Source organism: Barnesiella sp. An22, assembly GCF_002159975.1.
GTDB lineage: Bacteria > Bacteroidota > Bacteroidia > Bacteroidales > Barnesiellaceae > Barnesiella > Barnesiella merdigallinarum.
This window is the reverse complement of the sequence record NZ_NFJR01000002.1, coordinates 228,682-242,726: the sequence shown is the minus strand read 5'-3', so window position 1 is coordinate 242,726 and position 14,045 is coordinate 228,682. Positions and strand designations below refer to the sequence as shown.

Annotated in this window: 11 protein-coding genes; 8 read left to right on the top strand and 3 right to left on the bottom strand. The window is 54.8% G+C overall.

The features are described from left to right. Positions 1-334 precede the first annotated feature (334 nt). A complete protein-coding gene (locus tag B5F38_RS03605; RefSeq protein ID WP_087407962.1) occupies positions 335-1,165 on the top strand; it encodes a phospholipase A in 831 nt (276 codons plus the stop codon). Between the two features lie 140 nt (positions 1,166-1,305). Here B5F38_RS03605 and metK read toward each other — a convergent pair whose 3' ends face one another. Beyond that, complete coding sequence (gene metK / locus B5F38_RS03600; protein WP_087407961.1) at positions 1,306-2,628, bottom strand: methionine adenosyltransferase; 1,323 nt, start codon at positions 2,626-2,628, stop codon at positions 1,306-1,308. 293 nt (positions 2,629-2,921) lie between these two features. Further along, a complete protein-coding gene (gene folK / locus B5F38_RS03590; protein WP_087407959.1) occupies positions 2,922-3,398 on the bottom strand; it encodes a 2-amino-4-hydroxy-6-hydroxymethyldihydropteridine diphosphokinase in 477 nt (158 codons plus the stop codon). Positions 3,399-3,992: 594 nt separating this feature from the next. Here folK and B5F38_RS03585 point away from each other — a divergent pair. Next, positions 3,993-5,873, top strand: a complete 1,881-nt coding sequence (locus tag B5F38_RS03585; RefSeq protein WP_087407958.1) for an AAA family ATPase — start codon at positions 3,993-3,995, stop codon at positions 5,871-5,873. A 108-nt stretch (positions 5,874-5,981) separates the two neighbouring features. Here B5F38_RS03585 and B5F38_RS03580 read toward each other — a convergent pair whose 3' ends face one another. Then, on the bottom strand, positions 5,982-7,478 hold the full coding sequence (locus tag B5F38_RS03580) for a family 10 glycosylhydrolase (RefSeq protein WP_087407957.1): 1,497 nt from the start codon (positions 7,476-7,478) through the stop codon (positions 5,982-5,984). Positions 7,479-7,864: 386 nt separating this feature from the next. On the opposite strand from B5F38_RS03580, the gene B5F38_RS03570 reads away from it, so the two are divergent. The 6 genes from B5F38_RS03570 to cysS all read left to right on the top strand — a co-directional run bounded on the left by B5F38_RS03570 (position 7,865) and on the right by cysS (position 14,037). Continuing rightward, complete coding sequence (locus B5F38_RS03570; RefSeq protein WP_143240895.1) at positions 7,865-8,260, top strand: hypothetical protein; 396 nt, start codon at positions 7,865-7,867, stop codon at positions 8,258-8,260. Positions 8,261-8,846: 586 nt separating this feature from the next. Next, the gene (locus tag B5F38_RS03565) at positions 8,847-9,125 is read left to right on the top strand and encodes a LysO family transporter (RefSeq protein ID WP_087407954.1); all 279 of its coding nucleotides are present in this window, start codon (positions 8,847-8,849) and stop codon (positions 9,123-9,125) included. Further along, positions 9,122-9,748: a lysine exporter LysO family protein gene (locus B5F38_RS03560; RefSeq protein WP_087407953.1), complete on the top strand. Its 627-nt coding sequence runs from the start codon at positions 9,122-9,124 to the stop codon at positions 9,746-9,748. The genes B5F38_RS03565 and B5F38_RS03560 overlap by 4 nt, the downstream gene beginning before the upstream one ends. A 256-nt stretch (positions 9,749-10,004) precedes the next feature. Continuing rightward, positions 10,005-11,798, top strand: coding sequence for an arginine--tRNA ligase (gene argS, locus B5F38_RS03555; protein ID WP_087407952.1), 1,794 nt, complete (start codon positions 10,005-10,007; stop codon positions 11,796-11,798). A 30-nt stretch (positions 11,799-11,828) separates the two neighbouring features. Next, positions 11,829-12,527: a Bax inhibitor-1/YccA family protein gene (locus tag B5F38_RS03550; RefSeq protein ID WP_087407951.1), complete on the top strand. Its 699-nt coding sequence runs from the start codon at positions 11,829-11,831 to the stop codon at positions 12,525-12,527. A 37-nt stretch (positions 12,528-12,564) separates the two neighbouring features. Next, the gene (gene cysS, locus B5F38_RS03545) at positions 12,565-14,037 is read left to right on the top strand and encodes a cysteine--tRNA ligase (protein ID WP_087407950.1); all 1,473 of its coding nucleotides are present in this window, start codon (positions 12,565-12,567) and stop codon (positions 14,035-14,037) included. The last annotated feature ends 8 nt before the right edge of the window (positions 14,038-14,045 follow it).

Here is a 14,045-nt window from a genome sequence, read left to right as displayed (position 1 = left end):
GTAAAACCTTTTTCTTTTCTTGCAAATGTACTCGATTTGCGGGAGAAGCCAAACTTTATCGGTCAAAACCCTCGACCGAGCCCGAACTTTCTGGAAAAAACGACAAAAAAGAACGACCTTTTTGACTATATATCTCCGAGAAGTTAGCCTATATTTGCACCTCCAAAAGGAGGTACGACGCAACACCATGTGAAAACCGCGTTTTCACTTGTAGCGGTTAATCCTTTTCCCTTTTGGTAGAATACAGGATACACCTTTTGGTATAAAAATCAAGCGAGCTTATTTTTATACTCCCGACTTTCTATATATTTGCAAAATATCTTATACCTTGTCTATGAAACGTTTTGCCATTCTCCTCCCCTTGCTCCTTCTGGCAGTCGTCGCCAATGCCCAGATACGCAACAATGTACCCAAGTACAATCCCGACAGCGTACGCGAAGAGCTGGACAAGCGCCCCTACTTCTCGCTTTTCAAAGACAACTATTTCATCGTGGGTTCTACTCTGGGCGGGAGACCCACCGGACAAAATTCGGATGTAAAATTTCAGTTGAGTATCAGCCAGCGACTCACCAAGAGCAAGCTACCCTTCGATACCTACCTCTTTATCACCTACACGCAAAAGGCTTTTTGGAACGTATTCCAAGAGTCGCTCCCTATGTATGACCTCAACTTCAATCCGGGCATAGGCCTCACGCACCCGGTCATCTACCACGACCGCTTCATCGGACAGGTCACGCTCCTCGTCGAGCATGAGTCGAACGGAAAAGACAGCATCTGGTCTCGCAGCTGGAACAAAATTTCGCTTATGGGTGCACTTGCCGTCGATCACAACGTAGAGCTGCAATTCAAAACCTGGATACCCATTATCGACAGCGGCAACAACCGCGACATACTCAAGTATTGCGGCATCTTCCAACTGGCCGGCAGCTACCTGAGCGACAACCGCCGATTCGGAGCCTCCATCATCCTCACCAAACGCAGCGGCTGGAACTTCAACTTCAACACCGTCGTCGAGTTGAGTGCCCGCCTCTTCCCCAACGAGAACCAGTATCTCTTCCTGCAATATTACAACGGCTACGGCGAGGGACTGCTCGACTACAACAAGTTCCACTCCCGGCTGCGTATCGGGTTCGTCATCAAACCCCAGAATTTCAGCAACTTCTAATCTCTCTTTCCCGATAAAATACTAAAGGCATCCCCCAACAGCCTCGCCGAATTACCCCTGTCGAAAACGAGCGAAGGGTGCACCCGTTCGAAAATCGCAGGCACACCCTTCGTATGGTTCCGTTTCGACCGGTCTATCGGTCAGTCGAGATTGAAGGCTTTCTTCACTACATCCACATAGTCGAGTTTCTCCCAGGTGAAGAGCTCTACCTCGCGCACCACCGGCTCGGTGTTGTAGTGCGACGTGAAGGTCTTGACCACCGTCTGCGGTTTACGGCCCATGTGGCCATAGGCTGCCGTCTCTTCATAGATGGGGTTACGCAGTTTCAACCGCTCCTCGATAGCCCGGGGACGCATGTCGAATATCTCGCCCACGCGACGGGCAATCTCGGCATCACTCATCGGCACATGCGATTTGCCGTAGGTATTCACATAGATACTTACCGGCTCGGCCACCCCGATGGCGTAGGATACCTGCACCAGAATCTCGTCAGATACACCGGCAGCCACCAGGTTCTTGGCTATATGCCGGGCGGCATAGGCTGCCGAACGGTCTACCTTCGAAGGGTCTTTGCCCGAGAAGGCGCCGCCGCCGTGACCACCCTTGCCGCCATAGGTGTCGACAATGATTTTACGACCCGTGAGACCGGTATCGCCGTGAGGACCGCCGATGACAAACTTGCCCGTGGGGTTCACCAGCAGCACCAGCTGGTCGTCGAAGAGTGCCCGTACCCGCTCGGGCAACTGGGCTATCACGCGGGGCAAAAGCACCGTCTTCACATCGTTATAAATGGTCTGCAACATCTCGCGGTCGGCAGCATCCTGTGCCTCTTTCGAGCCATCGACCGGCGTCACGAACTCGTCGTGCTGGGTCGAGATGACAATGGTGTGCACGCGCACCGGCTCATTCTTCTCGTTGTATTCGATAGTCACCTGCGACTTCGAGTCGGGACGCAGATACGATGTCACCCGCCCCTTGCGCAGATAGGTCATGGCCGAAGCCTCGCGGCGAATGGCGGCCAGCTCGATGAGCAACAGGTGCGACAGGTCGAGCGAGAGAGGCATGTAGTTGTCTGTCTCGTTGCAGGCATAACCAAACATCATGCCCTGGTCGCCGGCACCCTGCTCCATGGCATCGGCACGCTCCACGCCCCGGTTGATGTCGGCCGACTGTTCGTGAATGGCCGAAAAGATGCCACACGAGTCGGCATCGAATTTGTACGAGCTCTTATTATATCCAATCCGGTGAATTACCCGACGGGTCACCTCCATCAAATCGACATAAGCATTCGATTTAACCTCGCCCGCCAAAACGACCTGCCCGGTCGTCACAAGGGTTTCGCAAGCAACTTTCGAGTTCGGGTCATAGGCCAGGAACTCGTCAAGCAAAGCGTCCGAAATCTGATCGGCCACTTTATCGGGGTGTCCTTCCGACACCGATTCCGAGGTAAACAAATAGTTCATTTCTCTCTTGAATAAATAGTAAATACTTCTTTTTCAAGGAAGAACGACTGCAAAGCCCACGAAAGTAAACTGATTTTGATAAAGCCGGACGGGCCTCGGCGAGACCCCGTAACGCAGTTTTAGCATTTTTTTTCGTGGTTGCAAGCAGCCAAATCCTTCCACAGTTTTTTGTAATTGCGCGGCAAAGATAATATATGCCGCGAGCAATACCAAATTTTATCGCTCTTTTCGCAACGAATTTTCAATTTGCCACGACAGCTACCGCAGCAAATACGGCATTCTCTCCCTGGATGTTACCGCCCCTCCAGGCCGGCCAGTATCTCGGCAGCCGTCTTGCCCAGAACGGGGTGCATCCACTGCGGGGCAATCTCGGCGAGAGGCTCCATCACAAAGGTGCGCTTGTGCATGTAGGGGTGAGGAAGCACCAGCGCATAGGTGTCGAGCACCTGGCCGTCGTAGTCGAGCAGGTCGATGTCGATAAGCCGGTCGGCATAACTGCCGTCGCTCCGCCGATGGTCCTTGCTCCCCAACTCTCGCTCGATGGCCTGTACGGTCGAGAGCACCTCCTCGGGCAGCAAATCGGTATCGACAGCCATGGCCGCATTGCAAAAGGTATGTACCGACTGGTACCCCCACGGCTCTGTCTTGTAGAACGACGACACGGCTACAACCGTGCCTACCCGCTTGCCAATCCGGTCGATGGCTTTCCTGATGATTTGCTCCTTATTCCCCAGGTTCGAGCCTAAGCCCAAATATACTCGCTTCGCCATGATGTTTATCTCTTTTTTGCGCTACTAAGATAGCAAAAAGGGGCTTTTTTGCAAAAATCTTTGGTTTAAATTTTTGATGATTTTGAACATATCCGAGAGAGCGACAACTGTCGGGACGTTGTCCGATGTATCGACCATGACACCTCCATAAACAACAGAACATTGCCCCACCTACTGACACCTTATACACCTACCCGTGCACAGCTATCTTTATAAAAGATAGAGGGTTGTACCAAAAAAATTTTCCGATTTTGCTTGCAGGCTCTCACTCCATTCACTACCTTTGCCTCTGCACAGTCTCGCCACTGCAGGCGGCAGACTGTAAATTTTGATCATATACAACAAATGATTGTCAAAGAGATGTATCACGCAACAAGCTTTCGAGTCTGGTTCGCGCCGTAGGGCATGAACCCGACAAGATTGTACCCGCACTCGCAGGGAGCGGATTTGTTGCGTTCTTTGACGTAATCGGAAAAGTTACGTTCGTTTCGTCCTGGGAAACGAGCGTGGTTCAGTTGTCGTTTTCGCGTGAGGCGAAGAGGGCAGCGCACAATTCTTTTTTCTCATTTTTTCACCTTAAAATCATTTGTTGTTATGAATAATCCTCTGACTTTACGAATCATGCGTTCGCTCGACGATTCGCTCGAGGGACCCGAATATGCTATCAATCTGCTGATTGCCGAACTCTCGACCGACACTCTGCCCGACCCGGTGCAAGAGGTGTCGATTCGCATCTACTCTACCCGTTATCAACTGCTGGGTGCCGACGTGTGGCAAAAACCCAACGGCCGAAAGGCACCCCGCAAGATACGTTTCCAACTGGCCTCCAGCTCCTATTGGCTCGAAGATTGCTGCCACCTGTTTCTCTATTGCAACGGACTCCTGCGGGGCTACGCCTCGTTTGCGCTGTTCAGCGACTATGACAAGTGGGAAAACATCGCCCTCGAAGAGGCTGCCGACCACCCCGAAGCGCTCTTCTTCGTCGGCCACCTGTGCCACCAACCGTGGTGGAGCCGATTGGCTCAGGGGTCGATTTCGCCCACGGCCATTCGCAAACTCATCGACAGTCTGCTCTGGTACACCTCCGCTCCCTCCCCGAAGCGGCACTGGGTGGTATCGGGCGACGAGGCGCAGGCGGCTGCTTTTGCCACCAGCATTCTGGCGGCCAGCCTCACCGACAGCCATCCGAAGGCCTGTTGCCGGTTTGCCCTCAACGACCTGCTATCGGGCCGCTTGAGCTGGTCGTTGTTGCGAGACAACCTCGACGACAAAAAGACGGTCGTGGTGCAGGTCGATCGCATGGGGACCAGCACCTGTAACGAAAACATGCTCGACTTGCTGAGCGACTGGCTCAAGAGTGCCGATGCCCTGCCCTTCGTGTTCCACGGCTCGGAAAAGAACATCGACTTGCTGTTGCAGTATATCCCGGCTCTGGCCGACCTCTTCGACGAGCATACGACCTTTGCTCTGTCGGAGATGCCGGACAACTCGATATGGAACGACGACGAGGAGACAGAATTGCCGCTGCCCGAGGAGGCCGGCGTCTGCGACCTCAGACAGCCCTGCCCCGAAACGACCGACACCTCGTGCAATGCCACTCAGAAACTGGAAAGACTCATTGGCCTCTCTCAACTGAAGGCCGACATGCAGGATGCCTGCCTGGCGGCCCGGTTTGCCCGGGAGCGCCGCGAACTTGGCCTCGACCCCCACGAAGAGAATCGTCACCACATGCTGTTCTATGGCAACCCGGGGACCGGGAAGACTACGGTGGCCCGTCTGGTAGGCGAACTGTATCATCAAATGGGAGTGCTCTCGAAGGGGCACACGGTAGAGACCTGCCGCACCGACCTGGTGGGCGAATACATAGGTCACACCGAGAACCGCATGAAGGAGGTGCTGGAGCAGGCCCGAGGCGGGGTGCTCTTTATCGACGAGGCCTACACGCTGGTGGGCCGCAGCAAGGAGTCGAACGACTTCGGCAAGGAGGTGATTCACGCCCTGCTCCCCATCCTGTCGGAACCCGACCCCGACCTGATTGTGATTCTGGCCGGCTATGAAGAGAAGATGCAGACTCTGCTCCAGTCGAACCCGGGATTGAAGGATCGCTTCCCCCTGAAATTCTATTTCGAAGACTATACCAACGACGAACTCTACGCCATTGCCTGCCAGACGCTGCAAGACCGGGGATTTGTACTGACCCCTGCTGCCGAACAGCGGCTACGGGCGGCGATTGCCCGAGCTACCGCTCACCGCGACGCCCACTTCGGGAACGGCCGCTGGGTGCACAACCTGATAGAACAGGGCATTGTCAAAAGCATGGCTCGCCGCATCATGTCCATTCCCGGCCACGACCGTACCGACCGGGTGCTGCTCAGCACCGTAGAGGCGACCGACATCGACGAAGCCGAAGCGCGACTGGCCCTTCGCCCCGACTTGAGAGTTCCTCAGCCGGTACGTGTCGGATTCAGAGCCTGACCGTCCCGAAAACCCAACATTAAAAAACAAGAGGAGGCCGCCTCTCAACCGGGGGTGGCCTCCTTGGCAGCCAACGCCACCAAATTCGTTCGGTCTCGACAAGACCGGTTACAATTTCACTTTCTTGCTCTTGCCGTCGCTCTCGTTGTGCATGCGGTCTACAGCCGTCACCACATAGACATACTCGCGAGTACCCCGTTTATAGGGGAGCAGGCAGCGGGTATCTCGGGTCACCGTCACCAGATGAGAGGTATCGTAGAGGTTAATCTTCTCGCTCGGGGTAAAGCGATAGACACAGAAGTAAATCTGTTTCTGCATCTCGTCTTTGGTCTCCTTGCGTTTCCATTGCAGCTCGTAACCGTCGGGAGTCCACTTGGCCTTGAGCCCCTTCACCTCGGCCGGAGCCTTGCTGTCGATAAAGGTATAAGCCGGGATAAGGGCAGGTACGGCGTGGTAGTAGTTGCGCAAGTCGTCGGCTATACCCTTGTAATTCTCGAGCAACGAGTAGCCCGGCCAGAAACAGTTGCCCCCCACGTGGTCGAGGTAGCGGCTCAACTGCATCTTGTGGTTCAACTGTGTGTAGATGGGATTCACGTCGGTAGCATTCATGGTGCGCACCACATCCTGCCCGATATAGAGGTGCCGGCCGTTGGCATGGTTGTTCCACCAATAGATAAGCGTCTCGACACAAGCCGCCTTGTGACCAATCTCCCAATAGAGTTGCGGCAACATGTAGTCCACCCAACCGTTACGGGTCCACAGCAGCACATCGGCATAAAGCTGGTCGTAGTTCTGCAAGCCGTTGGTCGCACTGCCGTCGGGGTCGCTCTTCTGGTTACGGTAGATACCGAAGGGGCTGATACCGAAGCGCACCCAGGGTTTGCGCGTCTTGATAATCCCGCTCAACTCCTTGATGAGCAGGTTCACATTCTCGCGACGCCAGTCACCCCGCTCCATACCGTTACCATAGCGGGCGTAGCTGTTATCGTCGGGGAACTCGCTGCCGGCAATAGGATAGGGATAGAAATAGTCGTCCATGTGGATGGCATCGACATCGTAGCGAGTCACAATATCGTCGACCACCCGGCCGATAAACTCGCGGCACTCGGGCAATCCCGGGTCGAAATAGAGCTGTTTACCATATTGGACGAACCACTCGGGATGCTTGTAATAGATGTGCGACGGTGCCAGCGGCTCGGCTCCGACCGTCCCCACCCGGTAGGGATTGAGCCAGGCGTGCAACTCCATATTGCGGGCATGGCACTGGTCAATCAGATATTGCAGCGGGTCCCACATAGGGTTGGGAGCCACCCCTTGCTGCCCCGTGAGATATTTGCTCCACGGCTCCAACTGCGAGGGATAGAAGGCGTCGGCCGTAGGGCGCACCTGGAAAATCACCGCATTGATGCCGATGTGCTGGAGACTGTCCAACATTCCATTGAAATAGCGCTGCATGGAATCCCGGTCCATATCGCGGTAACGGCTCTGCCCCACCGTATGAATCCACGCTCCACGGAACTCCCGTTTCGGGTGCTCGTCGGCCCGTACCAGGCTGCCACCGAGGCAAACGAGCAACAGTAGCGATAAATAAATTTTAAGTTTCATTGTCTTGAATTTTGTTTTTGTGTCAAAGATAGTGCAAGCCGAGAGCAAAAACAAATTTATTTGTGCTTTGCCGAGGCGCAGCCTGTCTTCGGGTCCCAACGGAGCCAAAGAGGTGCAAGCCGAGAGCAAAAGCAAATTTATTTGTGCTTTGCCGAGTCGCAGCCTATCTTCGGGTCCCAACGGGGCTAAAGAGGTGCAAACCGAGGCGCAGACCACCAGAAGAAAGAGTCCGTAAAGAGCGTACGGTACAGATAAGAATCAGTACGATTTTACACCTTTTACAAACCTTGTGCCTGCTTTTTTGAAAAAATAAGAGTCGTTGTATTTGAGGCACAACGACTTCGTATTATATTTGCAACGTAATCTCACTAAAATACACAAGACCTATGAAGAAATTACTTATTATGGCCTGCATTGCCGCCGCTTCGATCATCGCTTTACCGGCTGTTGCTCAAAACACAACCGACAACAAAGCGAAAACCGAGTGCTGCAAAAAGGAATGCAATAAGAAAGAGTGCAAATGCACCGATTGCAAATGCAAAGAGTGTAAAGGGAATTGCCAAGCGTGCAAGTGCACCAACTGCACCGGCAAAGAGTGCAAAGCCAACTGCCAGAAAAAATGCCAGTCGAATGCCAACTGCGGCAAACAGGCTCCCTGCAACACAAACTGCAAAACGCCCTGTTGCAAACAGAATGCGAACTGTGGCAAGCAAGCTCCCTGCAAAACCAACTGCAAAAAAGCCAACACGCCCTGCTGCAAACAGGAGAACGCCAAGAAATAATTCGGCTCATCGAATAACAAGAACCGAGGGCTGTGCCGTTTTCCAATCGCGGTACAGCCCTTTTTGTCTCCACGAGGACAATCCACACGCAAGCAATTGCCCTCCGCAGGAAAAGAGCATCCCTTACCAATCGCGGCACAACCGTCTGTTCCCCGGTCAACCCACCCGCTCCACCATCGGGCTCCTGACACCCATAAGCCAACGAATGCAAAGAGGCCGGCACATCTATTAAATTATATTAAGAAGAGACCCTTCCTATTGGGACTCCACAAAAGATAGCTACCTTTGCATCGAATTTTTATACGCTTATTTGTATGATATTAGTACTGAACAAAGTTCGATTTTCCATCGTTCGAGGTAACGCATCGCCTACCTCGCCCACGGTGTATGTCCACTGGTTCAGCGGGTTCATTTGAGCCATTCCCCTTCTATAAAGGGAGTAGTGGCACCGCTATCGGCACAACTCCCGACCGGGGCAAGCACCTCGCCCCAGACTCAATCAAACTCTATATTACCATCATTGCAGCCAGGTAACCCTCGGCATATACGGCCGACGGAGAAGTGCTGCACAAAAGCGTGTACAACTATGTTTCGCATTCTCATCTTACTCGCCATAGGCATAGGCGTAGGGATGCTCCTGCGGGGACGCTCCTGCGTAAAGGCTACGAAATGGGGCATTCAGGCCACCGTATGCCTGCTGTTGTTTGTTTTCGGTATTTCGATAGGGTCTAACCGCGACCTCATCGACAACCTGTACCGATTTGGCTGGCAAGCTCTGGTCATTGCCTGCCTGGGCGTAGTCGGCAGCATCGTGGCTGCCCGGGCTGCCCAACGGATCTTCTTCAAGAAAGGAGGTAAACTATGAAAGAGAATCTGCTCATTCTGGGATGTTTCGTGGCCGGTATTGCGCTGGGACTTTCAAACCAGGCACCCGACTGGCTGCACGGGCACGACCTGCCTATGATTATCCTCTCGCTGCTCATCCTGCAAGTAGGCATCAGTCTGGGCAGTGCCACCGACTTGCGCCAGCTGGTCCGCTCGCTCAATCCTCGCATGTCGCTGCTGCCCCTCTTTACCATCGCCGGCACCCTGCTCTTCTCGGCCATAGGGGTATTGCTGCTGCACGGGCGTAACCTCAGCGACTGCCTGCTTGTGGGGAGCGGGTTCGGATACTACTCGCTCTCGTCGGTGCTGATTGCCGACCTCAAGAGTGCAACCCTCGGCGTGCAGGGCGCTACCGAACTGGCTACCGTGGCTCTGCTTGCCAACGTCATACGCGAAATGATTGCCCTCTTTGGCACTCCTACGTTGGCCCGCTGGGGCGGACGACTGGTGCCCATATCGGTGGCCGGCATCAACTCGATGGATGTGTGCCTGCCCATGATTGTGCGCAATACCACGCGAGGCGAAGAGCTCATACCCATCGCCGTTCTGCATGGTATCGTACTCGAGGTGAGCGTACCGATCCTCATCAATGCCTTTTGTTGAAACGGCCGGTCGCGACAACGATTTGGTCCTGCCCATACCCACTTGCTCACTGCGAACAGGTGGGGCTCTTTTATTCCCGGCACCGTCAAATGTCGAAAACTTCGTTTTCCATTTGCCTCTGCGCTCGTCTTTCACTATCTTTCCAGAAGAAAGGAGGCGGCTCGGCACTGTCAAATGTCGAAAACTTCGTTTTCCATTTGCCTCTGCGCTCGCCTTTCACTATCTTTGTACCCCATATATTTAATAAAGTAGAGAGATGAAAATAGAACAAATCATATCCGATGCCGCCGCCAAGGCCGTGAAAGCCTTGTATGGAGTCGACGCGGCCCCCGGGACGACCAATCCCCAGAAGACGAAAAAAGAGTTCGAAGGCAACCTTACCCTCGTGGTCTTCCCCTTCTTGAAGGCCTCGCACAAAGCTCCCGAAGCTACGGCTCAGGAGATTGGCGAATACCTGAAGGAGCATGAACCTGCCGTTGCCTCGTTCAACGTAATCAAAGGGTTCCTCAACCTGGTTATCGCTCCGGCGTTCTGGAGCGAGATGCTGCACCACATCGACGAGGAGGCTCAATTCGGTATCCGCCAGGCTGCCCCCGATGCTCCGCTCATCATGGTCGAATACTCTTCGCCCAACACCAACAAGCCGCTGCACTTAGGTCACGTACGTAACAACCTGCTGGGATACAGCCTCTCGAAAATTCTGCAAGCCAACGGCAACCGGGTGGTGAAGACCAACATCGTGAACGACCGGGGTATCCACATCTGCAAGTCGATGCTGGCCTGGGAGAAGTGGGGCAACGGCATCACGCCCGAAAAGGCCGGCAAGAAGGGCGACCACCTCATCGGCGACTTCTACGTGCTCTTCGACAAGCACTATAAGGAGGAGCTCAAAGAGCTCGAGGCCAAGGGCATGACGGCCGAAGAGGCCGAAGCCGCATCGCCCCTCATGCAGGAGGCTCGCGAGATGCTGCGCAAATGGGAGGCCGGCGACCCCGAAGTACGTCGGGTTTGGGAGATGATGAACAACTGGGTATATGCCGGATTCGACGAGACGTATCGCCGTCTGGGTGTAGACTTCGACAAGATCTATTACGAGTCGCAGACCTACCTCGAAGGGAAGGCCAAAGTGCTCGAAGGTCTCGAAAAGGGGCTCATGTTCCGCAAGGAGGACGGCTCGGTATGGGCCGACCTGACGAACGAGGGCCTGGACCAGAAACTGCTGTTGCGCAGCGACGGCACCTCGGTCTACATGACCCAGGACATCGGCACGGCCCAACAACGCTTCAGGGACTTCCCCATCGACAAGATGATTTATGTGGTGGGTAACGAACAAAACTACCACTTCCAGGTTCTCTCCATACTGCTCGACCGGCTCGGCTTCAAATGGGGCAAAGACCTGGTGCACTTCTCCTACGGCATGGTAGAGTTGCCCGAGGGCAAGATGAAGTCGCGCGAAGGTACGGTAGTCGATGCCGACGACCTGATGGACGAGATGATCGACACCGCCCGCGAGACCTCGGCCGAACTGGGCAAACTCGACGGCTGTACCCCCGAAGAGGCCGAAGAAATTTCGCGCATCGTAGGCCTGGGCGCCTTGAAATACTTTATCCTGAAGGTAGACCCCCGCAAGAACATGACTTTCAACCCCAAAGAGTCGATCGACTTCAACGGCAACACGGGGCCCTTCATCCAGTATACCCACGCCCGCATCTGCTCGGTGATGCGCAAGGCTGCCGAAGCCGGTATCGACTACCACAGCGTAGATACCAGCCACGTAGAGCCTACCGAGAAAGAGATTTCGCTCATCCAGCACCTGGCCGACTTCCCCTCGGTCGTAGCCGAGGCCGGTCGCATATATAGCCCCTCGCTCATTGCCAACTACGTGTACGACCTGGTCAAGGAGTACAACCAGTTCTACCACGACTACGCCATCCTGCGCGAGGAGGATGCCCAGGTACGGGCCTTCCGCCTGATGCTCTCGGCCAACGTGGCCAAGGTCATCAAGACCGGTATGGGTCTGCTCGGCATCGAGGTGCCCGACCGTATGTAAAGAACAACAACCTTTTAAAACCAGACAGATATGGAAAACTCGTATGATTCGTATAAATCGACAGCCACCTCATCGGTGCTGTCGACCGTGATGCGCAAAGTATATGTGCGCATGTTCCTGGCTCTCGTGGTGACTGCCTTCACGGCACTCTACGTAGCCTCGTCGCCCGCCTTGCTGACCACCATTCTGGGCAGCCGGGCCATCTTCTTCGGCCTGATGATTGCCGAGCTGGCTGTCGTGTTCGTCCTCTCGGGCATGCTCCACAAGCTCAGCACTGCTACGGCCACCCTGCTCTTCTACCTCTATGCCATACTCAACGGCGTGGTATTCTCGTCGATATTCGTGGTGTATGAGTTGGGCTCCATCGCCTACACCTTCTTCATCACGGCCGGTGTATTCGGTGCCATGAGCGTGTACGGCCTGGTGACCAAAAATGACATGACCCGATTCGGCAGCTACTGCGTGATGGCCCTCTTCGGCCTCATCATCGCCACGGTAGTGAACATCTTCGTAGCCAGCAGCACCCTCGACTGGATTATCAGCTTCGTGGGGGTAGCCCTCTTTATCGGCCTCACCGCCTGGGATACGCAGAAAATCAAAAACGCCGCCTACGAAGTAGAGTCCTCGCAAATGGGCAAACTGGCCACCATCGGAGCCCTGTCGCTCTACCTCGACTTTATCAACCTGTTCCTCTATCTGCTCCGCTTCTTCGGCCGCAGCAACGATTAAGGGAACAACCTGAACAAGCTATCTAAACAGACACGATATGACACAACCCTTTTTCATCTACAATACGCTCGACCGTAAAAAGGAGGAGTTCAAACCGCTGAACCCGCCCTATGTGGGCATGTATGTATGCGGTCCCACCGTCTACGGCGACGCGCACTTGGGACACGCCCGTCCCGCCATTACCTTCGATGTGCTGTTCCGTTACCTCAAGCATCTGGGGTATAAAGTGCGCTACGTGCGCAACATCACCGACGTGGGTCACCTCGAAAACGATGCCGACGAAGGCGAAGACAAAATCGCCAAGAAGGCCCGCCTCGAGTCGCTCGAGCCGATGGAGGTGGTACAATATTACCTCAACCGCTACCACAAGGCCATGGAGGCCCTCAACGTGCTGCCCCCCAGCATCGAGCCGCATGCCTCGGGACACATCATCGAACAAATCGAATACATCAAGAAGATTCTCGAGGCCGGCTACGCCTACGTGAGCAACGGCTCGGTCTACTTCGACGTGGTGAAATACAACAAAGACCACCACTACGGCAAACTGTCGGGCCGCAACATCGACGACCTGCTCAACACTACCCGCGAGCTCGACGGGCAGAGCGAGAAGCACAACAGCTTCGACTTCGCCCTCTGGAAAAAGGCAGCCCCCGAGCACATCATGCGCTGGCCTTCGCCCTGGAGCGACGGCTTCCCCGGCTGGCACCTCGAGTGCTCGACCATGAGCACCAAGTATCTGGGCGAGGAGTTCGACATCCACGGCGGCGGCATGGACCTGCTCTTCCCCCACCACGAGTGCGAGATTGCCCAATCGGTAGCCGCACAGGGTCACGAAACGGTGCACTACTGGATGCACAACAACATGATTACCATCAACGGGCAGAAGATGGGCAAGTCGCTGGGCAACTTCATCACCCTCGACGAGTTCTTCACCGGCAACCACAAGCTACTGCAACAGGCCTACTCGCCCATGACCATACGCTTCTTCATCCTGCAGGCCCACTACCGCAGCACCGTCGACTTCAGCAACGAGGCGCTGCAAGCCTCTGAAAAGGCTCTGCAACGCATGCTCGAGGGTTGGAACAACCTGGCCAAAATCACGCCGAGCGACACCTCGACGGTCGATGTCAAGGCTATCCGCGAGCACTGCTACGAGGCCATGAACGACGACCTGAGCACGCCTATCGTCATCTCGCACCTCTTCGAAGCGGTGAAGATCATCAACACGGCGCTGGCCGGCGAGGCCAAACTGACGGCCGACGACATCGCCCACCTGAAGGAGACCTTCTCGACCTTCCTCTTCGATATCATGGGTATCCGCGAAGAGGCCAAGGCTTCGGACGAAGGCAACGAGGCCTACCACAAAGCCGTAGACCTGCTGCTCGACGTACGCAAGGAGGCCAAGGCCCGCAAGGACTGGAGCACCTCGGACTACATCCGCGACAAGTTGACCGAAATCGGTTTCGAAATCAAAGATACCAAAGAGGGCGTGGAGTGGAAACTGAAATAACCGCACGC